27 protein-coding genes are annotated in these 26410 nt (G+C 68.1%); 22 read left to right on the forward strand and 5 right to left on the reverse strand.

Features of this window, described 5'->3' with window-relative positions:
• Window positions 1–172: 172 nt before the first annotated feature.
• A complete protein-coding gene (locus FRZ61_RS25970) occupies window positions 173–991 on the forward strand; it encodes a helix-turn-helix transcriptional regulator (RefSeq protein WP_225309015.1) in 819 nt (272 codons plus the stop codon).
• A gap of 81 nt (window positions 992–1072) precedes the next feature.
• Here the strand turns inward: FRZ61_RS25970 and FRZ61_RS25975 are convergent, their stop codons facing one another.
• Window positions 1073–1789: a Bax inhibitor-1/YccA family protein gene (locus FRZ61_RS25975; protein ID WP_225309016.1), complete on the reverse strand. Its 717-nt coding sequence runs from the start codon at window positions 1787–1789 to the stop codon at window positions 1073–1075.
• 265 nt (window positions 1790–2054) lie between these two features.
• Here FRZ61_RS25975 and trpS point away from each other — a divergent pair, with 265 nt between their 5' ends.
• The 12 genes from trpS (at window position 2055) to FRZ61_RS26035 (ending at window position 13948) form a co-directional block, all read left to right on the forward strand.
• Window positions 2055–3083 carry a tryptophan--tRNA ligase gene (trpS, locus tag FRZ61_RS25980; RefSeq protein WP_151120543.1) on the forward strand — a complete coding sequence of 343 codons (1029 nt, stop codon included), beginning with the start codon at window positions 2055–2057 and terminating at the stop codon, window positions 3081–3083.
• 175 nt (window positions 3084–3258) lie between these two features.
• Complete coding sequence (locus FRZ61_RS25985; protein ID WP_151120544.1) at window positions 3259–4263, forward strand: DUF2333 family protein; 1005 nt, start codon at window positions 3259–3261, stop codon at window positions 4261–4263.
• Between the two features lie 446 nt (window positions 4264–4709).
• Window positions 4710–5633 (forward strand): sulfite exporter TauE/SafE family protein, encoded by a 924-nt coding sequence (locus tag FRZ61_RS25990; protein ID WP_151120545.1) that lies wholly within the window; start codon window positions 4710–4712, stop codon window positions 5631–5633.
• On the forward strand, window positions 5630–6397 hold the full coding sequence (locus FRZ61_RS25995; RefSeq protein ID WP_225309017.1) for a TIGR02186 family protein: 768 nt from the start codon (window positions 5630–5632) through the stop codon (window positions 6395–6397). Before FRZ61_RS25990 ends, FRZ61_RS25995 begins: the two co-directional genes overlap by 4 nt.
• Before the next feature lie 18 nt (window positions 6398–6415).
• Complete coding sequence (locus FRZ61_RS26000) at window positions 6416–6964, forward strand: universal stress protein (RefSeq protein ID WP_151120546.1); 549 nt, start codon at window positions 6416–6418, stop codon at window positions 6962–6964.
• Between the two features lie 10 nt (window positions 6965–6974).
• Complete coding sequence (locus FRZ61_RS26005) at window positions 6975–7655, forward strand: HAD family hydrolase (protein WP_151120547.1); 681 nt, start codon at window positions 6975–6977, stop codon at window positions 7653–7655.
• Window positions 7656–7732: 77 nt separating this feature from the next.
• The gene (locus FRZ61_RS26010) at window positions 7733–8635 is read left to right on the forward strand and encodes an alpha/beta hydrolase (RefSeq protein ID WP_225309018.1); all 903 of its coding nucleotides are present in this window, start codon (window positions 7733–7735) and stop codon (window positions 8633–8635) included.
• A 228-nt stretch (window positions 8636–8863) separates the two neighbouring features.
• On the forward strand, window positions 8864–9619 hold the full coding sequence (locus FRZ61_RS26015; RefSeq protein WP_151120548.1) for a metal ABC transporter ATP-binding protein: 756 nt from the start codon (window positions 8864–8866) through the stop codon (window positions 9617–9619).
• Complete coding sequence (locus tag FRZ61_RS26020) at window positions 9616–10488, forward strand: metal ABC transporter permease (protein WP_151120549.1); 873 nt, start codon at window positions 9616–9618, stop codon at window positions 10486–10488. The genes FRZ61_RS26015 and FRZ61_RS26020 overlap by 4 nt, the downstream gene beginning before the upstream one ends.
• Window positions 10489–10508: 20 nt before the next feature.
• Entirely contained in the window at window positions 10509–11402 is an 894-nt protein-coding gene (locus FRZ61_RS26025) for a metal ABC transporter solute-binding protein, Zn/Mn family (RefSeq protein WP_151120550.1), read from the forward strand.
• Between the two features lie 20 nt (window positions 11403–11422).
• The gene (locus FRZ61_RS26030) at window positions 11423–12556 is read left to right on the forward strand and encodes a porin (RefSeq protein ID WP_151115858.1); all 1134 of its coding nucleotides are present in this window, start codon (window positions 11423–11425) and stop codon (window positions 12554–12556) included.
• Between the two features lie 135 nt (window positions 12557–12691).
• The gene (locus tag FRZ61_RS26035) at window positions 12692–13948 is read left to right on the forward strand and encodes a M23 family metallopeptidase (RefSeq protein ID WP_151120551.1); all 1257 of its coding nucleotides are present in this window, start codon (window positions 12692–12694) and stop codon (window positions 13946–13948) included.
• 41 nt (window positions 13949–13989) lie between these two features.
• On the opposite strand, the gene FRZ61_RS26040 is transcribed toward FRZ61_RS26035, so the two are convergent.
• Both FRZ61_RS26040 and FRZ61_RS26045 read right to left on the reverse strand, forming a co-directional pair.
• Window positions 13990–15147, reverse strand: coding sequence for an adenylate/guanylate cyclase domain-containing protein (locus FRZ61_RS26040; protein WP_151120552.1), 1158 nt, complete (start codon window positions 15145–15147; stop codon window positions 13990–13992).
• Complete coding sequence (locus FRZ61_RS26045) at window positions 15144–16433, reverse strand: adenylate/guanylate cyclase domain-containing protein (protein WP_151120553.1); 1290 nt, start codon at window positions 16431–16433, stop codon at window positions 15144–15146. Before FRZ61_RS26045 ends, FRZ61_RS26040 begins: the two co-directional genes overlap by 4 nt.
• Before the next feature lie 266 nt (window positions 16434–16699).
• Between FRZ61_RS26045 and FRZ61_RS26050 the strand changes: the two genes are divergently transcribed.
• Window positions 16700–17260 carry a NifU family protein gene (locus FRZ61_RS26050; RefSeq protein WP_151120554.1) on the forward strand — a complete coding sequence of 187 codons (561 nt, stop codon included), beginning with the start codon at window positions 16700–16702 and terminating at the stop codon, window positions 17258–17260.
• A 117-nt stretch (window positions 17261–17377) separates the two neighbouring features.
• Here FRZ61_RS26050 and FRZ61_RS26055 read toward each other — a convergent pair whose 3' ends face one another.
• Together FRZ61_RS26055 and ddpX are read right to left on the reverse strand one after the other, a co-directional pair.
• On the reverse strand, window positions 17378–18337 hold the full coding sequence (locus FRZ61_RS26055) for an IS110 family RNA-guided transposase (RefSeq protein ID WP_151115166.1): 960 nt from the start codon (window positions 18335–18337) through the stop codon (window positions 17378–17380).
• Window positions 18338–18849: 512 nt separating this feature from the next.
• On the reverse strand, window positions 18850–19437 hold the full coding sequence (ddpX, locus tag FRZ61_RS26060; RefSeq protein WP_151120555.1) for a D-alanyl-D-alanine dipeptidase: 588 nt from the start codon (window positions 19435–19437) through the stop codon (window positions 18850–18852).
• An 86-nt stretch (window positions 19438–19523) separates the two neighbouring features.
• Here ddpX and tsaB point away from each other — a divergent pair, with 86 nt between their 5' ends.
• The 8 genes from tsaB to FRZ61_RS26100 all read left to right on the forward strand — a co-directional run bounded on the left by tsaB (window position 19524) and on the right by FRZ61_RS26100 (window position 26408).
• The gene (tsaB, locus tag FRZ61_RS26065) at window positions 19524–20318 is read left to right on the forward strand and encodes a tRNA (adenosine(37)-N6)-threonylcarbamoyltransferase complex dimerization subunit type 1 TsaB (protein ID WP_151120556.1); all 795 of its coding nucleotides are present in this window, start codon (window positions 19524–19526) and stop codon (window positions 20316–20318) included.
• Complete coding sequence (locus tag FRZ61_RS26070; RefSeq protein WP_151120557.1) at window positions 20315–20815, forward strand: GNAT family N-acetyltransferase; 501 nt, start codon at window positions 20315–20317, stop codon at window positions 20813–20815. The genes tsaB and FRZ61_RS26070 overlap by 4 nt, the downstream gene beginning before the upstream one ends.
• A gap of 174 nt (window positions 20816–20989) precedes the next feature.
• Window positions 20990–21400, forward strand: a complete 411-nt coding sequence (locus FRZ61_RS26075) for a MucR family transcriptional regulator (protein ID WP_151120558.1) — start codon at window positions 20990–20992, stop codon at window positions 21398–21400.
• A gap of 167 nt (window positions 21401–21567) precedes the next feature.
• Window positions 21568–21996 carry a Fur family transcriptional regulator gene (locus FRZ61_RS26080; RefSeq protein ID WP_151120559.1) on the forward strand — a complete coding sequence of 143 codons (429 nt, stop codon included), beginning with the start codon at window positions 21568–21570 and terminating at the stop codon, window positions 21994–21996.
• A complete protein-coding gene (locus FRZ61_RS26085) occupies window positions 21993–22901 on the forward strand; it encodes a GNAT family N-acetyltransferase (protein ID WP_151120560.1) in 909 nt (302 codons plus the stop codon). Before FRZ61_RS26080 ends, FRZ61_RS26085 begins: the two co-directional genes overlap by 4 nt.
• Entirely contained in the window at window positions 22901–23836 is a 936-nt protein-coding gene (locus FRZ61_RS26090) for a lysophospholipid acyltransferase family protein (RefSeq protein WP_151120561.1), read from the forward strand. Before FRZ61_RS26085 ends, FRZ61_RS26090 begins: the two co-directional genes overlap by 1 nt.
• Before the next feature lie 116 nt (window positions 23837–23952).
• Entirely contained in the window at window positions 23953–25356 is a 1404-nt protein-coding gene (gene miaB / locus FRZ61_RS26095) for a tRNA (N6-isopentenyl adenosine(37)-C2)-methylthiotransferase MiaB (RefSeq protein ID WP_151120562.1), read from the forward strand.
• Complete coding sequence (locus FRZ61_RS26100) at window positions 25353–26408, forward strand: PhoH family protein (protein WP_151120563.1); 1056 nt, start codon at window positions 25353–25355, stop codon at window positions 26406–26408. Before miaB ends, FRZ61_RS26100 begins: the two co-directional genes overlap by 4 nt.
• Window positions 26409–26410: the final 2 nt, after the last annotated feature.

The following is a 26410-nucleotide window of genomic DNA, read 5'->3' on the forward strand; positions in this document are numbered from 1 at the left end:
GGTTCGGTTGCGGTGCTGATGGTGGCAATCGCCAACGGCGCTTCCCAGTCCCAGACGGCTTCGAGGTGAGCCTATCCCTTTGTTTTGCCATGAGGTTGCGACATCTACCCCGTTCTGTATATACCTCCATGGTGATAGATTTGACCGGGTGGCACCGGTTTAGGGGATAGATTTGTCCGCGCTCGATCCCGACTGGCATCGCAACATCGCCGCCGCCCTGACGGCGATGGAGACGCCGGATTTCGCCCCGGCCCTGGTGCGGGCGCTGGCCGGCGTGGCGGAATTCGATTTCTCGGTCATCTTCGGCTATCGCGGCGAGGCGCGGCCGATCGATCTCTTCGACAATTTCCCGGCCCACCGGCGCGACGTGTTCGTGACGGACTATCAGGCCGGCCCCTACCTGCTGGACCCCTTCTACCATGCCAGCCGCAGCCGGGTGCCGAGCGGGCTCCACCGCATGCGCGAGCTGGCGCCCGACCGCTTTTATCAAAGTCAGTACTACCGCTCCTACTACGCAAGGACCGGGCTCGCCGAGGAGATCGGCTTCTTCTTCGCGCCCTCCGCGGACGCCACGGTGGTGATCTCCCTGATGCGCGACGGGCACCGCACCGTCTTTCCCGCCCGCGAGATGAACCGCCTCCATCTGGTGGCGCCGGTCGTGATCGCGGCGGCCGAGCGGAACTGGCGCCGGCTCGAGGCCGAGCCTGCCGCCGCCAGCGCCAAGGGCCCGCCCGGCAGCGACGGGCTCCCGTCGGGCCCCGATCTCGTCAGGCTGTTCGATGATTTCGGCCAGCGGCCCTTGACGCGGCGCGAGCGCGAGGTGGGGGCGCTGGTGCTGCGCGGCCATTCCTCGGAGGCGATCGCGCGCCAGCTCAAGATCGCGTCGGGCACGGTCAAGATCCACCGCAAGAACATCTATGCCAAGCTCGGCATCGCCAGCCAGGCGGAGCTGTTCTCGATGTTCCTCTCGGCGCTGACGGGGAAGGGCTGACCCTTCGATCCCTTCAAAACAAAACGCCCGGGAGCGCAAGCTCCCGGGCGTCCGTTATCGATCGCTGCTGGATCGGATCGCTCAGTTGCGGTTGCCGAACAGGCGCAGCAGCATCAGGAACAGGTTGATGAAGTCGAGATAGAGATTGAGGGCGCCCATGATCGCCTTCTTGGCGGCGATGTCGTGCCCGTCGAGCTCGCTATACATCGACTTGATGCGCTGCGTGTCGTAGGCGGTGAGGCCGGTGAAGATCAGCACGCCGATCACCGAGACCGCGAACTGCAGCGCGGCGCTCGCCAGGAAGATGTTCACCACCGAGGCGATGATGATGCCGATCAGGCCCATGAACAGGAACGAGCCGAGACCGGTCAGGTCGCGATGGGTGGTGTAACCGTAGAGGCTCATCGCGGCGAAGGTGCCGGCCGTGATGAAGAACACCCGGGCGATCGACACGCCGGTATAGGCCGCGAAGATATAGCTGATGGAGAGGCCCATCGTGGCGGCGAACACCCAGAACAGGGCCTGGGCGCCGCCGACCGACATCTTCGCGATGCGGAAGCTGAAGATCATCGCCAGCACCACGGGCGCGAACATCACCACATAGGCGAGCGGGGTGCCGTAGACGGCGTTGAGGAAGGTCGGATTGGTGCCGACGACATAGGCGATGATGCCGGTCACGGCCAAGCCGCCGGTCATGTAGTTGTAGACGCGCAGCATATACTGCCGCAGGCCCACATCGACGTCGGCGGCGGAGGCCTGCGCGCGCGTCATCAGACGCGGATCGGGTCCCATAGCCATGGCGTTTCGTTCCCTCCTGGGGTTAGCCACAAAACTCGCTCCCCCAATATTGGAGGCTGGGCACCCGGTTTCAATAGTTTTCAAAGGGGTATTGGGGCCGCTTTTGCAATGGCTCCAATTTCGGCCCAAAACCGGCCCCCGGCTTGACCTTGGGGGCCGCGGACCGTCATAAAAGCGCCCTTCCGGAGCGCCGAAACCTCTTGGAAAACCCGACCGGACCGGCCCCGAACGCCCCTTTACCCTCCTGAGAGCCCTTCCAGACCCCATGAATCGCATCTTTTCCGGCGTCCAGCCCACCGGCAACCTGCATCTCGGCAATTATCTGGGCGCGATCCGCAACTGGGTGCGGCTCCAGGACCAGTTCGACTGCATCTTCTGCATCGTCGACCTCCATGCGATCACGGTCTGGCAGGACCCGGCGGAGCTGCGCAAGAGCACGCGCGAGGTGACCGCCGCCTATCTCGCCGCCGGGATCGACGGGAAGAAGCATATCGTCTTCAACCAGAGCCAGGTGCCGGGCCATGCCCAGCTCGCCTGGATCTTCAACTGCGTGGCGCGGCTGGGCTGGCTCAACCGCATGACCCAGTTCAAGGAGAAGTCGGGCAAGCAGCGCGAGAACGCCTCGGCGGGCTTGTACGTCTATCCGAACCTGATGGCGGCCGACATCCTGCTCTACAAGGCGACCCATGTGCCGGTCGGCGAGGACCAGAAGCAGCATGTTGAGCTCGCCCGCGACATCGCCCAGAAGTTCAACAACGATTTCGGTGTGAATCTTTTCCCGCTGCCCGAGCCGATGATCCAGGGGGCGGCCGCCCGCGTCATGTCGCTGCGCGACGGCACCAAGAAGATGAGCAAATCCGACCCTTCCGACATGAGCCGCATCAACATGACCGACGATGCCGATCTCGTGGCGCAGAAGATCCGCAAGGCCAAGACCGACCCGCACCCGCTCCCCGGTCCCGAGGCGCTGGGGGCCGGCGGCCAGGTCAAGGACGAGGCGCTCACAGCCCGGCCCGAGGCCTTCAACCTGCTGGGCATCTATGCCGCGCTCTCCGACCGGCCGCTCGCCGCCGTCATCGCGGAGTTCGAGGGCAAGGAGTTCTCGGCCTTCAAGCAGGCCCTGACCGACCTCGCGGTCGCGACGCTCGGCAAGATCGGGAACGAGATGAAGCGCCTCCTGGCCGATCCGGCGGAGATCGACGGCGTGCTGCGTCACGGCGCCGAGCGCGCCCGGGCGGTCTCGACGCCCATCCTGCGCGAGGTGGAGGATGTGGTGGGCTTCCTGCGCCCCTGACCTGACAGACCGATCCGCCTTTGACCCCGGATCGTCCGACCGTGGGTCGTCTGCGCTGCCAGGCCGCAGGCGGCGGCCGGGCTTGCCGACCCCGAAGGCTCGCTGCATCTGGTAGCGTCGGGCCGCTGCGACAGCCCCGACCCCTTCGCGGGAGCCTGCAAGACCGGAGCGCCGGATGAGCGAGAACGATCCTCTCCTGAACGACCCGCTGCTGGAGGCGCCGAAGCCCCGCTGGCGCCGGTGGCTGCCCTCGGTCAGCCGGGGCCGGCTGCTGCGCTGGGCCTTGCGCGCGTTCCTGGCGCTCCTTGTCATCGCCGCCCTCTACTACCCGGTCGGCATGCTGGTCGTGCACCGGATCGACGACGATCCGAACTTCCAGGCGCCGGCGACGCCCGAGGGTGCCAGCCGCGCGGTCGCCATCGCCGCCGCCCTGATCGACCGCGAGGTCGGCCAGCATGGCTGGCCCTCGAACGACCCCTTCTTCATGCCCGGCTGGGCGCTCGACAACATGCCCAACTACCAGCAGGGCATCGTCTCGGCACTCTCCCGCTTCGTGCAGGAGATGCGCGACCAGATCAGCCGGGTGCGCGCCACGAGCCAGGCGGACCCCGACCTGGAGAAGGCCGCGGGCCAGCTCAGCTACTCGCCCACGGTGTGGATCTTCGATTTCTCGACCTCCTGGGCGCCCACCGCGTCTTCCGAGCAGCAATATCTCGCCGCCGCCCGGCTTCTGAAGAACTTCAACGATCGCCTGTCTCGCGGCCAGGCCGTGTTCGAGCGCCGGGCCGACAATCTCCAGGCCACGCTCGACCGCATCGGGGCCGATCTGGGCTCGGCCTCGGCCGTGCTCGACAAGCAGGTGGAGGAACATTCGGGCGACTGGGTCGATTTCCAGGCCGACGACATCTTCTATGCCACCAAGGGCCGGCTCTATGCCTATGGGCTGCTGCTGCGCGAGCTCGAGATCGATTTCGCCCAGGTCATCGCCGAGCGCGATCTCAAGGCCGCCTGGGACCAGATGGTCCAGTCCTTCGAGGTCGCGGCCTCCCTCAAGCCCCTGGTGGTGGTGAACGGCCGGCCCGACGCCTTCCTGCGGCCGAGCCATCTGGCCGCGCAAGGCTTCTTCCTCTTGCGTGCCCGCACCCAGCTGCTGGAGATCTCGAACATCCTGCAGAAGTGACCGAGGGAGCGGCTCCAGCCGCTCCCTGGTTCGTCCCCACGCCCGGGTCCGGCCGTAGGCCGGCCCGAGCGTAAGCTCCCGTGGGGATCCATGAACACCCATGGCGCCTCCCCTGTCGCTCGGTTTGTGTTCATGGATGCCGGCCGTAGCCTGTCCTCGTGTGCGCCTGCGGCGCGACACGGGGGCCGGCATGACGGAAGGATGCAAACCGCCCGCCCTCTCCGTCGGGGGAGGCCACCGATGGGTGCAGGCGCACCGCATCGTCGGGACGATGGCGCGCTCTCGCGTGAAAACGGCGGTGGCAGGCTTTCCAGAGCCTGCGGCACCTGTGTAATCTCCAGGGAAATCGAGGGCTTTACCCGATTCGGGCGGCGTCGCGCGGGACCGGGTATCTGGGCTCTGGATTCGCGCCCGATTCCGCGTTGGTGAGTTCCCGAGCTCCGGCCATGCAGATTTACCTGCCGATCGCCGAGATGTCCCTCGACATCTTCATCCTGCTGGCGCTCGGCGGTGGCGTGGGATTCCTGTCCGGCATGTTCGGCGTGGGCGGCGGGTTCCTGCTGACGCCGCTCCTGATCCTGATCGGCGTCCCGCCCGCGGTCGCGGTGGCGACGCAGGCCAACCAGGTCGTGGCCTCGTCGGTGTCGGGCGTGCTCGGCCACTGGCGGCGCGACAATGTCGATTTCAAGATGGGCTTCGTGCTGCTGGTCGGCGGCTTCTTCGGCTCGACGGTCGGCGTGCTGCTGTTCGGATTCTTGCGCCGCCTGGGCCAGATCGACCTGGTGATCGGCCTCTCCTACGTGCTGCTGCTGGGCCTGATCGGCACGCTGATGATGGTCGAGAGTCTCGGCAGCATCCTCAGGCGCCGCCATCACCTCGTGGCGCCGCGCAAGCTGCACCAGCATATCTGGCTGCACGGCCTGCCCTTCAAGGTCCGCTTCCGCAAGTCGCGGCTCTATATCAGCGCGCTCCTGCCGATCGCGGTGGGCTTCTTCGTCGGCATCATGTCGGCGCTGATGGGCGTGGGCGGCGCCTTCATCCTGGTGCCGGCGATGATCTACATCCTCGGCATGCCGACCATGGTCGTGGTCGGCACCTCGCTGTTCCAGATCATCTTCGTCGCCGCCAACGTGACCCTGCTGCAATCGGTGCAGAACCAGACGGTCGATGTGGTGCTGGCGCTGGTGCTGACGGTCGGCGGCGTGATCGGCGCGCAGATCGGCAGCCGCGTGGTGCAGAAGCTGCCGGCCGACCAGATCCGCGTGTTGCTGGCGGCGCTCGTGCTGGTGGTCGGCGTGGTGCTGGCCTGGGAGCTGGTGGCGACGCCCAAGAACATCTATTCCATCACCCTCGTCGGAGATGTGCTGTGACCGCCGGCGGCACGATCCGCTGGCAGGCGCCGGCGCTGCTGCTGCTGGCGCTGCTCGCGCTCGCGGGTTCGCAATCGAGGCCCGCGCAGGCGGCGCCCCTGATCGCCGATCTTTCCAATCACCTGATCGCCATCACCACGGGCTTCGCCGGCACCGACGTGCTGATGTTCGGCGCCACCGACGGGCCCGGCGACATCATCGTCACCGTGCGCGGGCCGCTGACCGACGTGGCGGTGCGGCGCAAGGAGCGCGTCGCCGGCATCTGGGTCAATCGCGACAGCCTCACCTTCGGGCTGGTGCCGAGCTTCTACGCGGTCGCCAGCAGCCGGCCGATCGAGGAGCTCCTGACGCCCGAGCTGCTGCAGCGCCAGCAGGTGGGCGCCAACAACCTCTCGCTGATCCGGCCCGACGCGAGACCCACCAAGGTCGAGGAGTTCCGCCAGGCGTTGTTCCGGGTGAAGGAGCAGCAGGGCCTCTATGCGCCGGTCCTGGGCAAGGTCAGCTTCCTCGGCAACCAGCTCTTCCGCACGGATCTTCGTTTCCCCTCCAACGTGCCGGTCGGGAGCTACCTGATCGAGGTCATGCTGATCCGCGACGGCAGGCTGGTCAGCGCCCAGACCACGCCCCTCGTCATCAGCAAGGCCGGCCTGGGCGCGGCGATCTATCAGTTCGCCCACACCCAGTCGCTGGCTTATGGTGTCTCCGCGGTCCTGGCGGCCCTGCTTCTGGGCTGGTTCGCCTATCTCATCTTCCGCAAGATCTGATCCGGAAGGAGGCCTTCCATGTGCCCTGCCACCGAACCCCCGGCCAAGCCGCCCAGTACCGAGACGGCATCCGCCGACACCGCCGCGACAGAAGCCCCCAGGACGCAGGCGCGCGTCTTCCTGGTCGTGGTGGACGAATCGCCCGAGCTCAAGGTGGCCCTGCTCTATGCCTGCCGGCGCGCGCAGAAGACTGGTGGGCGCGTCGCCCTCCTTCATGTCGCCGAGACCGGCGACTTCCAGCAGTTCTTCGGCGTGGGCAAGGTGATGGCGCAGGAGACGCGCCAGGCCGCCGAAGCCCTGATGCAGAAGATGGCGGCCGAGGTCTATCGCCTCTCGGGCGCCATGCCGGTGCTCTATCTGCGCGAAGGCGATCGCCGCGACGAGCTGATCAAGCTCATCAACGAGGAACCCTCGATCTCGATCCTGGTGCTGGGCGCCTCCACCAGCTCCAAGGGCCCGGGCCCCCTGGTCTCGGCCTTGAGCGGCAAGTTCGTCGGCAAGCTGCGCGTGCCGCTCACCATCGTTCCCGGCAATCTCTCGGACCAGGACATCCAGAGCATCGCCTGAGGAGCCCGATTTGCCCTCGCTTCCGCCGGCCCGGCCCGATCTCGTCATCTTCGATTGCGACGGCGTGCTCATCGACAGCGAGCTCATCGCCTGCCGTGTGCTGTCCGACGCGCTGGGGGAGGTGGGCATCGCCATCCCGGCCGAGGAGATCGCCGAGCGCTATGTGGGGCTGACCGGCGATGCGATCTTCGCCGATCTCAAGGCGCGGACCGGGCGGTCGATCCCGGAGGGTTTCCGCGAACGCACGCGGCCGCGCCTCGAAGCGGCCTTCGAAACCGGGCTGCAGCCGATGCCGGGCATCCTGGCGCTGCTGGCCGCGCTGCCGGTGCGGGCCTGCGTCGCTTCGGGCAGCCCGCCCGACCGGCTGCATCACTCGCTCGCGGTGGCGGGCCTGTTCGACCGTTTCACGCCCCACATCTTCAGCGCGGCCCAGGTCGCGCGCGGCAAGCCGGCGCCCGATCTCTTCCTGCTGGCGGCCTCGCGGATGGGCGTGGCGCCGGAAGCCTGCTGGGTGGTCGAGGACAGCCGCGCGGGGATCGAAGCCGCGCAGGCGGCGGGCATGACGGCGCTCGGCTTCGCCGGCGGCTCCCATTGCCGCGACGGGCATCCCGAGAAGCTTCGCCAGGCGGGTGCGGTCCTGGTCTTCCAGCGCCTGCAGGAGCTGGCGGACCTGCTGGCGGTGTCGCGCTGACGGCCGGCGATCGACGACGCTCTCGAAGATTGCGCGCCATCTTGAGGAAACGGCTTTTCCTGCCCTTGGGGTTGATCTTGGGATTGCTGCCCACATCGGCGGGAGCCTGGACGGAAACGGAGGTCGCGCGGGACGGCCTTCACGGCACGCTGACGATGCCCGACGGCAGCGATCCCGTGCCGGCCGTGCTGATCCTGGCCGGATCGGGCCCGGTGGATCGCGACGGGAATCTGCCGGGGGCCCGCAACGACAGCCTGAAGCTCCTGGCCCAGGGGTTGGCGGAACGGGGCATAGCCGCCTTGCGGATCGACAAGCGCGGGATCGGGGAAAGCCGTGCGGCCGGCATCCGCGAAGAGGATCTGCGGGTCGAGACCTATGTGGCGGATGCGGTCGGCTGGCTCGATCTCCTGCATGCGTATCGCCGCATCGAACGCCTGTCGCTCCTCGGCCACAGCGAAGGCGCGCTCGTCGCCACGCTCGCCGCTCAGCAGGCGACGGTGGCGGGCTTGATCCTCATCGCCGGTGTGGGCGAGCCGGCGGCGCGGCTCATCGAACGCCAGCTTTCCGCCGCAGGCGTTCCCGCCGATCTGCAGGCGGCGTCGCGGCGGATCGTCGATGAGCTGGAACGGGGACGGCCGGTCCCGGAGGTGCCGCCCGCGCTCGCCGCGCTCTATCGCCCGAGCGTGCAGAATTATCTGATGTCGTGGCTGCCGCTCGATCCGGCGCGCGAGCTCGCGAAAACGGCGCTGCCGGTTCTCGTCATCCAGGGAACGGCCGATCTTCAGGCGAGCGTCGAGGATGCCCGCCGGCTCGCGGCCGCGCGGCCCGACGGGGAATTGCGGCTCATCGAGGGCATGAACCACGTGCTGAAGGACGCGCCCGCCGAACGCCTGCCCAATCTCGCGATTTACGACCGCCCGGAGCTTCCTCTGTCGGCATCCTTGGTGCCGGCCATCGCGGATTTTCTCGACGACCGTTAGCCCCCGCGTCCCTCGGCATCGCTGCTTTCGCCGAAGGCTCTCAATTTTTCTGTTGCATGTTATGTTATAACATAACATTCTGCGGCGAAACTCATGGGGGATGGCCATGCGGGTCCACGATGCCTTCTCGTCTTCCGTCATGGCGCGTTCGGCGGCGGTCCGCTTGGTCGCGGCTGCGGCCGTCGTCGCCGGGCTTTGGGGGATCATCGCCTGGGCGGTCGCTCTGCCATGACGCTGGCGCCGATCCGGTTCAACGATGTCTCGATCGCCTATGACCGCCATCTCGCCGTCCGGCATCTCTCGGGAAGCTTCGCGCCCGGGAGCCTGACCGCGATCGCGGGTCCCAACGGGGCCGGGAAATCGACGCTGCTGAAGGCGCTGATGGGCGAGCTGCGCGTGGCCGCCGGCTCGATCGATCGCGGCGGCTTGCGCGTCCGGGATGTCGGCTACCTTCCCCAGGCGGTCGATATCGACCGGCGCTTTCCGCTGACGGTGGCCGACACGGTGATGCTCGGCGCCTGGCGCGAGACGGGCGCCTTCGGCAGCATCGCGGCCGCCGCCGCGCTCAGGGCACGCAAGGCGCTGACCGCCGTGGGGCTCGAGGGGTTCGAGCGCCGCCATATCGGGTCGCTCTCCGCCGGGCAGTTCCAGCGCGTGCTGTTCGCGCGGCTGCTGCTGCAGGACGCCAAGGTGATCGTGCTCGACGAGCCCTTCACGGCGATCGATGCGCGCACGACGCGCGATCTCCTGGAGATCGTCCGGCGCTGGCATGGCGACGGCCGCACCGTCATCGCGGTCCTGCATGATTTCGAGCAGGTGCGGACGCACTTCCCGCAGACCTTGCTGCTGGCGCGCGGCGCCGTCGACTGGGGTCCGACCGAGACGGCTCTCTCGCCCGCGAACCTGCTGCGGGCGCGTGCTATGGCGGAAAGCTGGGAAGAAGAGACGCCGGTCAAGGCTCGGCGGGCCGGAGAGCGTTCATGACCCTCTACGGCGCCGTGATCGAGCCCTTCAGCCAGTACGGCTTCATGCGGCGCGCGCTCGTGGCCTCCATCGCGCTGGGCCTCGGTTCCGGTCCGGTGGGTGTGCTGCTCATGCTGCGCCGGATGAGCCTTGTCGGCGACGCCATGAGCCATGCCGTGCTGCCCGGCGCCGCCGTCGGCTATCTCGTCGCCGGCAGCCTCTCGCTCCTCGCGATGGGCGTCGGCGGCCTCGTCGCGGGGTTGAGCGTCACGCTCCTTTCCGGCCTCGTCAGCCGGACGACCTCGCTGCGCGAGGATGCGAGCTTCGCGAGCTTCTACCTGACCTCGCTGGCGCTCGGCGTCCTGATCGTCTCGCTGCGGGGCTCCAACATCGACCTGCTGCATGTGCTGTTCGGCACCATCCTCGCGATCGACGCCACGGCGCTCTATCTGGTCGGCGGCATCGCCTCCCTGACGCTCGCCGTGCTGGCGCTCGTCTACCGGCCGCTTGTCGCCGAATGCTTCGACCCGGGCTTCCTGCGCGCGGTCGGCGGCCGCGGCGCGCTCTATCATCTGGTGTTCCTGTTTCTCGTCGTGATCAACCTGGTCGCCGGCTTCCAGGCGCTGGGCACGCTCATGGCGGTCGGCATGATGATGCTGCCCGCCTCGGTGGCGCAGCTCTGGGCGCGGACCCTGCCCGTCATGGCGCTGGTCGCCGCGCTGACGGCCTCGGTCTCGGGCTTCGTGGGCCTGATCGCTTCCTTTCATCTCGGCTTCGCTTCGGGCCCGACGATCATCCTCACCGGAAGCGTCATCTATGGCGGCTCGCTGCTCCTGGGGCCGTCCGGCGTCATCCGGCGCCTGCTTCCCCGCCCGCGAGGCGCGGGCTGAACCCACCAAAGGAAAATTCCATGCGACCGACCAAGCCGATTCTGGGGCTCGTGGCCTCGGCTGCCATCATCCTGGGCAGCAGCGCCGCCCTGGCCAAGACCCTCGACACCGTCGTGAGCTTCACCGTGCTGGCCGACGTCGTGAAGAATGTCGGCGGCGACCATGTGCGGGTGAAGAGCTTCGTGCCGCCGAACGGCGACCCTCACGACTACGAGCCGACGCCCGACGACGCCAAGGCCCTCAAGGCCGCCGATCTGACTTTTGTCAGCGGCAACGGTCTCGAAACCTGGTTCGAGCGGCTGGTCAAGGCTTCCGGCTATGAGGGCAAGCCCATCGTCGCCTCGGTGGGCATCGAGACCCACACGATGGAGGAGGACGGCGCGACGGTCGACGATCCTCATGTCTGGAACAGCGTCCCCAATGTCGAGATCTGGGTCGCCAACATCGAGACGGCGCTCGCGGCGGCCGATCCCGAGTACGCCGCGGACTTCGCGGCGAACGCCGCCCGCTACAGCCAGGCGCTCAAGGACGCCGACGCCTATGCGCGTGCGCGGATCGACGCGGTGCCGGCGGCGCAGCGCAAGGTGCTCACGAGCCACGACGCCTTCGGCTATTTCGGCCGCGAATATGGCGTGACTTTCCTGTCGCCGCTCGGCCTCTCGACCGAAACCGAAGCCTCGGCCGCCGATGTCGCCAGGCTCATCGATCAGATCAAGCGGGAGCAGGTGAAGGTCTACTTCTTCGAGAACTCCAACGATCCGCGCCTGGTGCAGCAGATCGCGGGCGCGACGGGCGCGCAGCCGGGCGGCGAGCTCTATCCCGAGGCGCTGTCGCCGGCGGACGGTCCCGCGCCGACCTATATCGACATGTTCCGTCACAACGTGGATTTGATCGCGACGGCAATCGCGAAGTGAAGCAGGAAGGGGGAATTCCGATGAAATATGCACTTCTCGGCACGACCGCGCTGGTCGCCGCCGGACTGGCCACGTCTCACGCCCAGGCAGCGCAGGGCGTACAACTGGGGATCGAAGGCTATTACGCCGGCGCCGCGGGCCTCATCCTCGACCAGGATGACGGCACCGGCGATCCGGGCCAGCACACAAGGGACGTCGTCTTCCGCCAGGAGGTCGAGGTCCATTTCACCGGCTCGACCACCCTCGACAACGGCCTCACCGTGGGCGCTGAGATCCAGCTCTCCGGCCAGCAGTCCGACGACCAGATCGACGAGGTCTGGGCCTATTTCAAGGGCGGCTGGGGCCAGATCCGCTTCGGCGACGACGACGACGCCTCCGAGCAGCTCAGCTACCTGATCCCCACCGCCTCCAACATCTTCGGCGTCGACTCGCCCTCCTTCGAGTTCTCCAACAACCATGCCGGCTTCACCAACGGCGTGTTCCAGACCAACACCACCGTGCTGGACATCTCCGACGACGCCACCAAGGTGATCTATTTCAGCCCGACCTTCGCCGGCTTCAATTTCGCCGTTTCCTACGCGCCCGATTCCGGCAACCAGGACAGCTACTCCTATTGGTCGGGGCCGGGCGGCACCAGCTTCAGCAACGATCCCGGCGATATCCAGGACGTGTTCTCGGCCGCCCTCAATTTCGAGCCGGAGTTCGACGATGTCAGCCTCGCCATGGGCATCGCCTTCTCCGAGGGCCAGTGGGAGAACACCGGCGGCGTCGGCAATGTCGAGACCACCTGGGGCGTCACCGGCCATGTCGACGTGACCTTCTCCGGCTTCACTGTCGGCGCCAACGCCACCTTCCGGGACAACTGGCAGAGCGCCAGCGGCGCCGACTACTGGGTCGCGGGCATCGGCGGCACCTACAACTGGGACGCCTGGACCGTCGGCCTCGCCTGGTCGCACGGGGACTACGAATACTTCAACAGCGGCAGCTCCTCCGACACGATCGACATCGTCGAGTTCACCGGCCGCTACGACATCGGCCCCGCCATCTCGCTCGACGCCATGGTGGGCTACAACACCCTGGATGCCGGCAACGGCACCGGCCACAGCGACGACGACACCTGGGAGGCCGGCGTCGGGTTCTATATCGGCTTCTGAACCCGCCCCATCTGACAGTTCGGAACTTCGAGGGCGGTCCCAGGGGATGAGCCGCCCTCTTCATTCCTATCGCCAAGCCCGCCGGTACGGTGTATTCGCCACTCTCGACGAAGAGAGCGCAGAAAGGGGGAATCCATGACGGCTCGTGTCTCGTCGGCGCCGTCTCGCCATGCCGCGAGAATCGCGTCCCTGGTCGGCCTTGTCCTGCTGTCGCTGATGCTCTCGGAGGAAGGCTGGGCGAAACCTTCCGGCGAGCCTCACGAGTATCTGGCGGCCGAGTCCCAGGAAGCGGGCGCCACCGCGCCGAGCGACGGGCAGCAGATCGTCGAGCTCAGCCTGAAAAGGGGGGACACGCTCTTCGACCTGCTGGGCGCGCAGGGCCTGACGATTCTCAACAGAAGCGCCGTGATGCAGGCACTGGAGGCGGTCTACGATCCGCGGCGCCTTCGTCCCGGCGACAAGATCCGCCTCGTGACGGAGCCGCAAGCTGCCGGCCTGCGGGTGCGCTCCCTTCATCTCGAAACGGGCCGTGCGGCAGACCTGACGGTCGATATCGACGCCGCTAAGCCACGGGACCGCCAGGGTCCCCTGCGCGCGGCCGCGGAAACCCATCGGGTGTCGGGAATCGCGGGCACCGACTTCCGGGTCACCCTCCAGCGGATGGCGCTTCCGAAAGCCCTGATCAAGGAGATCGTCGCCGCTCTCCGGGACGATCCCGGCATGCCGTCCTCGCCGCCCGCCGCCTCGCACTTCTCGATCCTCTATGAAACCCTGTCGCGACCGTCCGGCGCCGTCGATGCCGAGCTCGAGCTCATTGCTCTCGATGACGGGCACAGGCTGCATCGCATCTACCGCTATCGTGCCGGGGAAGGATTGCCCGTCTATATGCATGAGGATGGCCATGGGGTAACCCTGGTCCGGCTCGGCGAGCCGCTTCGCACCGAGATCGTGACCTCGCCTTATGGTTGGCGGATCCACCCGGTCTTCGGCGATCGACGCTTCCACAAAGGCGTGGATTATGGCGCTCCCCTCGGGACCCCTGTTTTCGCCGTCGCGGATGGGACCGTGGAGGATGCGGGTTGGCGGGGGAATTACGGACGCTATGTCCGCCTCGATCACGGCACCGGCCTGGCCACGGCCTATGCGCACCTGTCGCGCATCGCCAAGGGTCTTGCGAACGGCCAGCATGTCAGGCAGGGGCAGGTGATCGGCTATGTCGGCCAGACCGGTGTCGCCACCGGGCCGCACCTCTATTACGAGGTCATCGTCGATGGCGAGCAGGTGGACCCGTTGAATCTTCCCGACGCGATCGCCGTTCATCTGGAAGGGGAGTCGCTCGCCGGGTTCCGGCGATATACCCGGATGCTGCGCCAGGAAGCATCCTTGTTCTGACGCCGGTACCGCGGCGCCGATCGCGGCCGGGGGCGTCGCGCTCAGGGCAGGCCGAAGATCTCCTGCGGCACCTCGATGCCCTTGAGCAGGTGATGGCCCAGCGATTTCAGCCGCGAGCCGCAGGGCGAGGCGAAGGGGCCCGAGGTCAGGAGCGTGCGGTCGAGCTGCGGGCAGAGCGATTCGATCCGCGTCACCAGATTGACCGCGGGGCCGATCACGGTGAAATCGAGCCGCGTCGGCGCGCCGATATTGCCATACATGACGGCGCCGGCATGCAGGCCGAGCCCGACCTTGAGATCGGGCTTGCGGGCGTGCTGGCGCTGGCGGTTCAGCTCCTCGAGATCGTCGAGCGCGCGCTCGGCCGCGGTCAGCGCGTCGCGGCAGGCGCGGTCGCGGTCGAGATCGTCGCGCATCGGGAAGATCGCCAGCATCGCATCGCCGACGAACTTGAGGATCTCGCCGCCCATCGCCTCGACCGGGGCCGCCATGCAGCCGAAATAATCGTCCAGCAGCTCCACCACCTGGTCGCGCTCGATCCGGTCGCTCAGGGCGGTGAAGCCGCGCAGGTCGCAGTACCAGAGGGCCGCGGCGAGCGTGGTCGCCTCGCCGCGGCGGATCGAGCCGGTCAGCACGCGCCGGCCCGCCTCGCGGCCGAGATAGGTGTGGAGCAGGGTCGACATGGTGCGGCGCTGGTGCAGCACCTCGACGGTCGCGGTCAGCGCCGGCATCAGCTCCTGGATCGTCTCCAGATCCTGCTCCCGGAAGCCGCCCGGCACGCGCGCGGCCCAGGAGATGGCATGGGTCTCGCCTTGGCCGAACTGCATCGGCGTCACGACATAGTCGGTGAGGCCCTCGGCCTTGAGCTCATGCAGGATGGGATAATCGAAAGCGGCTTCCGGGCCGTCGAGGCGGCGGCGGATGGTATGGGCGGTGTTGTAGCAGGCGGCGAGCGGGCTGCGCGCGAAGGCGTCGGAGATCGCCGTCTCGTGGCCGTAGAGGGTTTCCTCGATCGGGCGGTCGGGCGTCCAGAGCACGCGCAGGCCCGCGACCTGCGGATGGAGCGCTCGCAGATGGATGCCGATCCGCGCCAGCGGCAGGCCCAGCTCGACCAGCCGCGTCGCCAGGCCTTCGAGCATCGTGCCGGCATCGGCGCTGCGCCGGCCCTCCTGCAGGAGCCAGCGCTCGATCGCTGCGGTCATGCGGGTCCGCCGTCGAGCCGGCTCGTTTCGTCCGGCAGGCCGAACACCGCCTGCGGCTCGTGCACGCCGGGCAGCTCGAAGCGGCCGAGCGGCGTCATCTCGATGCCGCAGGGCGAGGCGAAGCGCTCCGAGGCGACGACGCGCCGGCCGAGCTGCCGGCAGAGACGCTCGAGGCGGGTCGTGAGGTTGACGGCATGGCCGATCACGGTGAAGTCGAGCCGGTCGGGCGCGCCGATATTGCCGTACATCACCGTGCCGGTATGGAGCGCCACGCCCACCTCGAGCGTGGCTTCGCCCGCCTCGCGTCGGTTGAGGTTGAGCTCGTCGAGGGCGGCCAGCGCGCGCCGCGCCGCCTTGAGCGCGGTGCGGCAGGCGCGGTCGCGATCGAGATCGTCGACGATCGGGAAGATCGCCAGCATCGCGTCGCCGATGAATTTCAGCACCTCGCCGCCCAGCGCCTGCACGGGTGCGGCCATGCAGCCGAAATAGTCGTTGAGCAGCTCGATCACGCGATCGGGCGCCATGCCCTCGCTCAAGGCGGTGAAGCCGCGCAGGTCGCAATAGAAGATCGCCGCCGCCATGGTCACGCCGGCGCCGCGGCGGATCTGGCCCTGAAGCACGCGCTGGCCGGCATCATGGCCGAGATAGGTGTCGAGCAGCGTCGAGGCGATGCGCTTGACCTCGCGCACCTCGACCGCGACGGTGAAAAGCGGCAGCAGCCCCTTGAAGCGCGCGATCTCGGGCGCGGTGAAGCCGCCCGGCCGGTCGGTCGCGACCGCCGTCGTGTTGATCGTGCCGCTGGTGAAGGGGACCGGCAGCAGAAGATAGTCGGTGACGCCTTCCGCCTTGAGGTCGTTCAGGATCGGGAAATCGAACGGCGTCGCGGGATCCTCGATGCGGCGGCGGATCTCGTTGACGCGGCGCTCGTGGAGCAGGCGGATCGGGCTGTCGAGATAGACCTGCTCCTGATAGATGCCATGCTCGCGCGCCACCAGCTGCACCTGGTCGCGGTTGCGCCACCAGTGGAAGCCCTGGGCCGCCACCTGCGGATGCAGCGTGCGGACGCTGAGGAAGAAGCGGAACAGCGGGAACCCGCTATCCACCAGCCGCCGGCAGAAGCCTTCGATCAGGCCCTCGCTCGAGCGCTGCTCGCGCCCGTCGATCAGCAGCCATTGCGCGGCCGGATCGGCGCAAGGGGCCGAAGCCGTCGGGGAGGCCTGGAGCTCGTCGGTCAGAAGCTGGGGCATGGGAGATTGGGCATAGACCCGGGTGTTCGCGTCGGTCAAGAAATCCACCGGCAAGGCATCGGGCCCGGATGCGTTCCCGGCGGGGCGGAAGAAGGCTCCGAACCGGCGATGTGGGGGTGGCGAGCGGGTGCGGCAATGGGGCCTGCCTGTCCCGGCGGGCGATGGCGACAAAAAGCCGGCGGCGAGGCCGGTTAACCCACCGAAACCACGATCAGATTGTGGTTGAACCCGGCGCGGCAATCGCCCATTTATCGGAGCAGAGAGCTAGGATATTCCAGGCCGCGCCGGAGGAGGCGCTCCCACCGATGTTCATCCAGACCGAGCAGACCCCCAACCCGGCCACGCTCAAGTTCCTGCCGGGCCGCGACGTGATGGGCGACGGCACCGCCAACTTCCCGACCGCCGAGACCGCCGGCCGCTCGCCCCTGGCGCAGCGCCTGTTCCAGGTCGAAGGCGTGACCGGCGTGTTCTTCGGTTCCGACTTCGTCACGGTCACCAAGGCCGAGGAGAAGGAATGGGGCCTGATGAAGCCCGCGATCCTCGGCGTCATCATGGAGCATTTCGTCGCCGGCAAGCCGGTGATCCTGGAGGGCGCGGCCGACGCGCCGGCCGAGGACGCGGTCGCGGCGGAGGACGAGGAGATCGTCTCGCAGATCAAGGATCTGCTCGATACCCGCGTGCGCCCGGCCGTGGCCCAGGACGGCGGCGACATCATCTTCCGCGGCTTCGAGGAAGGCGTGGTTTACCTGCATATGCAGGGCTCCTGCTCCGGCTGCCCCAGCTCGACCGCCACGCTGAAGATGGGCATCGAGAACATGCTCAAGCACTACGTGCCGGAGGTGGTCGCGGTCGAAGCGGTGCCGTAAGGTCCCCAACCGTCATCCCCGCGAAAGAGCGCGTGAAGAAATCGAGAGCATCACGCAAGGGCGTGGCAAACACTCAAGCCCCCTCCCCTTGCGGGAGCAACCATGATCGTGCGGGGATCATGGAGTGACGGCTTTATCCTGCCAGGGAGTAGCCCTGGCGAGGATAGCGTTGGCGATCTCAACTAGCTTCCTGGCGCAAGCGACGGTGGCGACCTTGTGGTGCTTGCCCTTTGCGATAAGGCGCTTGTAGAGGGCCAGGAGGATGGGGTTCCAGCGCTGAGAGGCAGAGAAGGCGGCCTGGTAGATGCTGCGTCGGAGCCGTTTTCTGCCGCCGGCGATATGGCGCTCACCGGTATGCTCGCCACTTTCATCGTCGAAGGGAGCGACACCAACCAGGGCGGCGGCCTCGGCACGGGTCATGCGGCCGAGCTCGGGCATGCGCAGGACGAAGCTGAGGGCGGTGAGCGGGCCCAGGCCGGGGATGCTCTCCAGCAGATCCAGCTTGAGAGCCAGGTCGGGGTGACGGCGGAGCTTGGCCAGCAGCCGGACGATTTCCCTGTCGCGGCGCCTGGACAGGCGGGTGATCTCAGTCTCGAGATAGCGTTTGTGCGCCGGCAGGCTGTAGCGATCGCGCCGGGTCTTCAGCCGGCTGATATCCTCGCCGATCTGCTCGATCAGGGTGAGATGCTCGGCCCACGGCGCCAAACGTTCATCGGGCGCCGGGCGGATGCTGTCGGGCTCCATGTCCGCCGTCGCCACCGCGATCAGGCGAGCATCGATCTTGTCGTTCTTGGCTCGCTTCTTCTTGAACCGCCGAAAGCCTTTCACCTGAGCCGGATCGAGCAGCACGACGCAAAACCCCACCCGGCGAAGATGCGCCGCCACCGCCGCCTCGTAATGGCCGCTCGCCTCCAACCCGACCCGCTCGACCCCATGCTCGCGCAGCCAGCTCTCGATCTGCTGGTATCCCGCCGGATCGTTGCTGGCCTGCAGCCGGTCCGGCCCAGCGGCCAACGCCACATCGAGCTTGCGCTTCGACACGTCGATACCCGCCGTTTCCGTGATAGACTTGCTCATCTTCGTCGACCCCACCTTGCGTTGATCCGAACCAGGGTGTTCTTGCAACCATCCGGGTCCGATGAAGGGTCGGCTGCGATCCCGCTCCCGCGCAGTCCAGAAGACTTCGAGGGTGTCGATCCGACAACCGACAGTCCGGGCCGGGGTGGCCACCCCGGCCCGGACCACGCTCCATGCTCTCACATCTCGCTCATACAAGGGGGTTGGGGGAGGGGTGCCACGGACGCAGCTGGGGGCATCCCTGCGATCAATCACCGCTCTGGAGGCAGAAGGCCTAGACAGGGCGCCAAGCGAGCGAGCCCGAGCAGATCAGGCTCCGCTTGTTTGCCAGGATCTCGCACGGCATCGCCCCTCCCCCTACCCCCTCCCGCAAGGGGAGGGGGCGAGAGAGTTCTTTGGCATCGCCGATTTCTTCACACGCTCGAAAGCGGGGATCCAGCGCCAAGCTCGGTGTGCTGGATCAAAGTGGATCCCCGCTTTCGCGGGGATGACGCCAGCGCAACGTCTTCGCGTCACCCCGCCGGGATCGGCTCCAGCGGCCGCGGCATCATCTCCTGGCCGGGCGGCAATGCCGAATCGCTATAGAGCGCATAGCGGCGCGGATTGAAGAGCTGGTAGTGCCACCATTCGTTCCGGTAGAAGTCCCAGCCGGCGGCCGTCATCAGGCCGAGCAGCAGGACCCGGTTGCGCTGCGCCTCGAGCGGGACGTCCAGCCGGGCATGATGCGCGATGGGTCGGAACTCGTCGAAACCGGTTCCCATCTCCAGCTCGCGGCCCTGCCCGTCGATCAGCGTCAGGTCGACGGCGACGCCGCGCGAATGGGGCGAGCCGCGGCGCGGATCGGCGAGGAACTCCGGATTGGGATCCTTGTTCCACAGCGCCCATTGCGCTTCGCTCGGCCGGAAGGCGTCGAAGATCTTGAAGCGGTATCCCAGCGCGCGGGCGAGCTCGATGGCGCGCGCCAGCGCCTCGGCGGCGTCGCGATGCAGGTAGCAGCGCGCATGGGCATAGATCGGCTTGCCGGTGATGTTCCGGACCGTGGCATAGGCGAGGTCGATCTCGACATCCCACTGCGGCGGCTTTATCTCGACCAGGTCCATCGGCCCTCTCTCGGCTTGCGGCGCCGTTTGGCGCAGAATGGCACCGGCATGATAGCTATCAGGAATTCAAGGTTCGGTGAATCCGCATGAGCGGTCCGGAGATCGCGGCACCGGCGGAGGGCGCCGTCGAGTTCGGCGGACCGATCGGCCGGCCGGGCGCCTTGCATCCGGCGGCGATCGCCAACCCGACGCTGCTGGCGCTCGACAGCTCGGGCGCCGCCTGCTCGGTCGCCGTCTGGCGCGACGGCGCCCTGATCGCGCATCGCGCGGAGACCATGACACGCGGCCATGGCGAGCGGCTCCTGCCGATGGTCGCGGAGACGATGCGGGCGGCGGGTCTCGCGATGGCGGCGCTCGACGCCGTCGCGGTCACGGTCGGGCCCGGCAGCTTTACCGGCTTGCGCATCGGTCTCGCCGCGGCGCGCGGGCTGGGTCTGGCACTGGGGCGCCCGGTCGCGGGCCTCACCAGCTTCCTCGCGGTCGCCGCGTCGTTGCCGACGGCATTGCGCGACGCGCGCGAGATCCTGATCGCGCTCGATACGCGGCGCGAGGATCTGTTCCTGCAGCGCTTCGACCCGCAGTTGCGTGCCATCGGATCGGCATGGCTGGCGACACCGGCCGAGGCCGTCGCCGATCTGCCCGCGATTCCTTGGCTCGTGGCGGGCGACGGGTTGCCGCTCCTGGCACCGGTCCTGCCCCGCGATCGCGACATCGCGCGGGCGCCGGGACCGGGCCACATCGAGGCCGCCGGGTTCGTGGCCTTGGCGGCGCGGCTGCTGGCCGAAGGCGGCGAGGGAGCGGCAGGTCCGCTCCTGTTGCCGGAGCCGTTCTATTTGCGCGCGCCCGACGTCAAGCTGCCGGCCGGGCTCGCCGCGCCATGACGAGCCGCGCCCCCGACCTCGCCGTCAGGCCCGCCGTCGCCTTCGATCTCGACGCGCTGGCGCAGCTTCACGCGGAAGCCTTCGCCCAGGCCTGGGATCAACCCTGGAGCCGTGAATCCATCGCCACGCTGCTGGCGATGCCGGGCAGCTTCGGCCTGATCGGATTGATCGACGGCGTGCCGGCGGGTCTTGTCATCGCGCGGGTGGCCGGCGGCGAGGCGGAGATCCTGACCCTCGGCGTCACGCCCGATGCGCGCCGCCGGGGCCTGGCGCGGTTGCTGCTGGACGAGACCGTCAGCCACGCCGCCGCGGAAGGGGCCGAGCGGCTGTTCCTCGAGGTCGCCGAGGACAATCTTCCGGCGCAGTCGCTCTATCACGGCGCCGATTTCGTCAGGGTGGGGCGGCGGCCGGACTATTATGCGCGCGGCACGGGCGTCCGCGTCGCGGCCCTGATCCTGGCGCGTCCCCTGGCGGTGCTGCCCTTCGACGCGCTGTGACACAAGAACCCGTCCGCCCCGTCAGTATCGAGTGGCGCGGGCCAGTAGAAATGCCGAATAACCATAAGAAAGTTCGGCTTCCGCCTATCCGAATATTTGTTGTTTTCGTCTTGACCGATGAAGGCCCGGCCGTATGCTTGCGCGGCCTTTAAACAACCTGGACCCCTTTTCATCATGGCCGACACTGCGAAGACTCAGGATCTGCTGCCGCTCGTGGCCGACATCGTTGCCGCGCATCTCTCGAACAATTCAGTGCCGGTGGCGGAGCTGCCCAACCTGATTCGCGATGTCTATCGCGCGCTCTCGACGGTGGGCGAGGCCGAGATCCCGAGCGAGCGGCCCGAGCCGGCCGTGCCGGCGAAGAAGTCGGTGTTCCCCGACTACATCGTCTGCCTGGAGGACGGGAAGAAGCTGAAGATGCTGAAGCGGCATCTGCGGACGGCCTACAACATGACGCCGCAGGAATATCGCGAGCGCTGGGGCCTGCCGGCCGACTATCCGATGGTAGCCCCCAATTACGCCAAGCAGCGCAGCAAATTGGCCAAGCAGATCGGGCTCGGCACCAAGGCCCGCCGCCGGCGCTGACGGACCTCGCAGGTCCTTCACCCCTCTCGCCTTTCGCGAGGCCGGCCGCCCTTCGGCCGCGGCCGCCGATCCCCCTTGCCTGATCGGGCAGGGGCCTCCCAGGGTAGGCGGCCGGCGGGCTTGCCACTATACTTTCGTTGAGCGGGTTCCCGAGGTAGGCTGAACGGATGACCTCTCGAATTGAAAAGCTGTGCAACGAGCGCGGCCTGAAGATGACCGATCAGCGCCGCGTGATCGCGCGCGTGCTGTCTGACGCCACGGATCATCCGGATGTGGAGCAGGTCTATCGCCGGGCCACGGCGATCGACCCGCGGATCTCGATCTCGACCGTCTATCGCACCGTCAAGCTGTTCGAGGAGGCCAGCATCCTCGACCGCCACGATTTCCGCGACGGCCGGGCGCGCTACGAGGAGGTGCCGGAGCATCATCACGATCACCTGATCGATGTGCAGTCCGGACGCGTGATCGAGTTCAACAACGAGGAGATCGAGAAGCTGCAGCATGCGGTGGCCGAGAAGCTCGGCTATCGCCTGATCGGGCATCGTCTCGAGCTCTACGGCGTGCCGCTGGTCGGCGGGAAAGAGCGCAAGGAATGACCGGCGCGCCGGTGCCGCCCCCCGCCGGTCGGGCCACGGCCGACCGGACCCCGCCCGGCCGCGCCAAGCCCGCGCTGGCCGCCGCACCGAAGACGGGCAAGCCCGTCGATATCCGCGCGGGCGACCTCGAGCTCCGGCTGGCGGAAAGCGATGCCGAGATCGAGGCCGCGCAGCGCCTGCGCTATCGCGTCTTCTATCAGGAGATGTCGGCCGAGCCGACGCCGGAGATGGCGGCGAAGGGGCTCGACTTCGACAGCTTCGACCCCTTCTGCGATCATCTCCTGGTGATCGACCATCGCCTGGGCGAGGGCGCCGCCGGCGTGGTCGGCACCTACCGGCTGCTGCGCCGCGCGCAGGCGGCCGCGCGCGGCCGCTACTACTCGGTCGACGAGTACGACATCGCGCCCCTGGTGGCGCATCCGGGCGAGATCCTGGAACTGGGCCGCTCCTGCATCGGGCCCGAGCATCGCTCGCGCGCCGCCATGCAGCTCATGTGGCGCGGCATCGCCGACTATGTGATGTTCCACGATGTGGCGCTGATGTTCGGCTGCGCCTCGCTGCCGGGCATCGATCCCGCTTCCCATGCGCTGCCGCTCTCCTATCTCTATTACAACCACCTGGCGCCGGAAGAGCTGCGCCCGCATGCGCTGCCGGCGCGCCATGTCGATATGCGACTGATGCCGCGCGAAGCGATCGACGCCAAGGCGGCGCTGCTGGCCCTGCCGCCCCTCATCAAGGGCTATCTCCGGCTCGGCGGCTTCGTCGGCGACGGCGCGGTGGTCGATACGCAGTTCCACACCACCGATGTCTGCGTCATCGTCAAGACCGATTGGGTCACGGACAAGTATTTCAAGCATTATACGCGCGACGACACGGCCTCGCGCGCGCCGGCCGGGCCCGCTTGATGGTTCTGCCGCGTCCGCCGCGCCTCAAGCTGCTGCCGCCCGAAGATCCGCCGCCCGAGCTGGTGCTGGGGTCGCCCTATCGCGCGATCATCCGCGCCATTCCCTATGTCGTCGTCACGCTGACGCTGATCCCGCTGCAGGCCCTGGCGGTCGCGATCGGCTGGTCGCTGGCGCAGCGCCTGCCGGTCTTCTATCACCGCATCTGCTGCCGGATCATGGGCATGCATGTGACGATCCGCGGCCATCGCTCGCGCGTGCGGCCGACCTTGTTCGTCGCCAACCACAGCTCCTATCTCGACATCATGGTGCTGGGCTCGCTGGTGCCGGTCTCCTTCGTCGCCAAGGCCGAGATCGCGAACTGGCCCTTCTTCGGCACGCTGGCGAAGCTGCAGCGCTCGGTCTTCGTCGACCGCGAGCGCCGGAACACGCATCTGCAGCGCGACGAGATGCAGAAGCGGATCGACAGCGGGGAGAATCTGATGCTCTTTCCCGAGGGCACCTCGGACGACGGCACCACGGTGAAGCCGTTCCGTTCGGCGCTGCTCTCCGTGGCGGAGCGCCGGGTCGGGCCCGGCCAGGCGCCGCTGACGCTCCAGCCGGTGTCGGTCGCCTATACCCGCCTCAATGGCGTGCCCCTGGGCGTGGGCCTGCGCCCGCTGGTCGCCTGGTACGGCGATATGGAGCTGGCGCCCCATCTCGGCCGCTTCCTGGGGCTGGGCGACATCGAGGTGGTGGTGGAATTTCATCCCACCGTCACGATCGAATCCTTCGGCTCGCGCAAGGCGCTGAGCGATCATTGCTACCGCGAGGTGGCGAGCGGGGTGGCCGCGGCGCTGGCCGGCCGGCCCCAGGCCCTGCCCGTGGGCGAGGCTGCGACCAACGGCGCGGTCGCGCCCTTGCCCGCCCGGCAGTTACCTTCCGGCGTCCCCTCGTGATAGACTGGGACCATATGGGAATGGGCAAGGGTGACGCGATGCGGTTCGGGCGGCGCCGGGGCGGGCCCCGGTCGGGCGCGCGGCCGGCACGGTCTCTTCCTTGCGCGGCGTGAACATTGGCGAAGAAGCTCTATATCAAGACCTATGGCTGCCAGATGAACGAGTACGATTCCGCCCGCATGGCGGACGTACTGGCGCCGCTCGGCTATGAACCGACCGCCGAGGTCGAGACGGCCGACATGGTCATCCTCAATACCTGCCATATCCGCGAGAAGGCCTCCGAGAAGGTGTTCTCGGAGCTGGGCCGGCTCCGGCCCGCCAAGCGCGACCGCGAGGCGGCCGGTGCCGAGATGATCATCGCGGTCGCCGGCTGCGTGGCGCAGGCCGAGGGCGGCGAGATCACGCGCCGGGCGCCCCATGTCGACATCGTGCTGGGGCCGCAGACCTACCACCGCCTGCCCGAGCTGATCGCGCGCGCGAGGCGCGCCGCCGATCCCGAGCGCCGCGGCATCGTCGACACCGAGTTCCCGGTTGAATCCAAGTTCGACCATCTGCCCGAGACGAGCGCGGCCACGGGCGTCACTGCCTTCCTCACCGTGCAGGAGGGCTGCGACAAGTTCTGCACCTTCTGCGTGGTGCCCTATACGCGCGGCGCCGAAACCTCGCGCCCCGTGGAAGAGGTCGCCGCCGAGGCGCGCCGGCTGGTCGCGAACGGCGTGCGCGAGATCACGCTCCTGGGCCAGAACGTCAACGCCTATCACGGTCGTGCGCCGTCGCGCTTCACCGGCAAGGCGGGCGGCTCCGCCGAATGGGGCCTCGGCCGGCTCGCGCGCCACCTGGCCGAGATCGACGGGCTCGAGCGCGTCCGCTACACCACCTCCCACCCGCGCGACATGGATGACGAGCTGATCGAGGCGCATCGCGACCTGCCCCAGCTCATGCCATTCCTGCATCTGCCGGTGCAGTCGGGCTCCGACCGCATCCTCGCGGCCATGAACCGGCAGCATCGTGTCGTCGATTTCCGCGCGATCGTGGACCGCCTGCGCGCGGCGCGGCCCGACCTGGCGCTCTCCTCCGATTTCATCGTCGGCTTTCCCGGCGAGACGGACGCCGATTTCGAGGCCACGCTGGCGCTGGTGCGCGAGACCGGGTTCGCGATGGCCTATTCCTTCAAATACAGCGCGCGGCCCGGCACGCCGGCCGCGAGCCTACCGCAGCAGGTGCCCGAGGCGGTCCGCACCGAGCGGCTCGACCGGCTGCAGACCCTGCTGCGGGACCAGCAGCAGGCCTTCAACGCGGCCATGATCGGCCGGCGCCTGCCGGTGCTGCTGGCCAAGCCCGGCCGCCATCCGGGCCAGCTCATCGGCCGCAGCCCCTATCTGCAATCGGTGCATCTCGACGCGCCGGAAGCGTCGATCGGCCAGATCCTGCCGGTCGATATCCTGGCTCTTTCCCCCAACTCGCTGGCCGGCCGTCTCGCTCACGAGCCGGCTGCTGTGCGCGAACGGCTCTCCGCGTGAAATCCTTGCCCGCCGCCACGGTCAATCCACCCATCCATCTCGAGTTCGACGACAACCGCCTGCTGCCCTCGCTCTTCGGCGAGCATGACCAGCATCTGGTCCGCATCGAGCAGGGGCTCGGCGTCTCGCTGGTCTCGCGCGGCAACCGTCTCGCCATCTCCGGCCCTGCCGAGGCGGTGGCCCATGCGCGCACGGCCCTGATCGCACTCTATCAGCGTCTGAAGCGTGGCCTGCCGGTGGACATGGCCGAGGTCGATGCCGCGGTGCGGCTGGTGCGTGCCGAGGAGCAGGCGGGCGAGCCCGGCCTGTTCGAGCGCATGGGGCCCGACGGCACGGCGGTGCGCACGCAGCGCCGCCACATCACGCCGCGCTCGCCGATGCAGGCCGCCTATCTCAAGGCGCTGCGCGATCGCGATCTCGTCTTCGGGCTGGGGCCCGCCGGCACCGGCAAGACCTATCTCGCCGTCGCGGTCGCGGTCGCCATGCTGACCAAGGGCTCGATCGACCGCATCGTGCTGTCGCGTCCCGCGGTCGAGGCGGGCGAGCGGCTGGGCTTCCTGCCGGGCGATCTGCGCGAGAAGGTCGATCCCTACTTGAGGCCGCTCTACGACGCGCTCTACGACATGATGCCGGCCGACCAGGTGATGCGCCGTCTCTCGAACGGCGAGATCGAGGTGGCGCCGCTCGCCTTCATGCGCGGCCGCACGCTCTCCAACAGCTTCGTGATTCTCGACGAAGCGCAGAACACCACGCCGGTGCAGATGAAGATGTTCCTCACGCGCCTGGGTGAGGGCAGCCGCATGGCGGTCACCGGCGACCTGTCGCAGATCGACCTGCCCGCGGGCCAGCGCTGCGGGCTCGCCGACGCGGTCGAGACGCTCGACAATATCGAGGGCGTCTCCATCGTCCGTTTCACCGAGGCCGACGTGGTGCGCCATCCGCTGGTGGGCCGCGTGGTGCGCGCCTACGAGGCGCGTGAGCGCGAGCAGCGGGCGCGCGCGGGCAACGGCCCGGCCCCGGACGGCGGCGATCGCGACGCGCCGAAGCGGTAGGC

Origin of the sequence: Hypericibacter adhaerens, assembly GCF_008728835.1 — a bacterium.
Taxonomy (GTDB): Bacteria; Pseudomonadota; Alphaproteobacteria; order Dongiales; family Dongiaceae; genus Hypericibacter; species Hypericibacter adhaerens.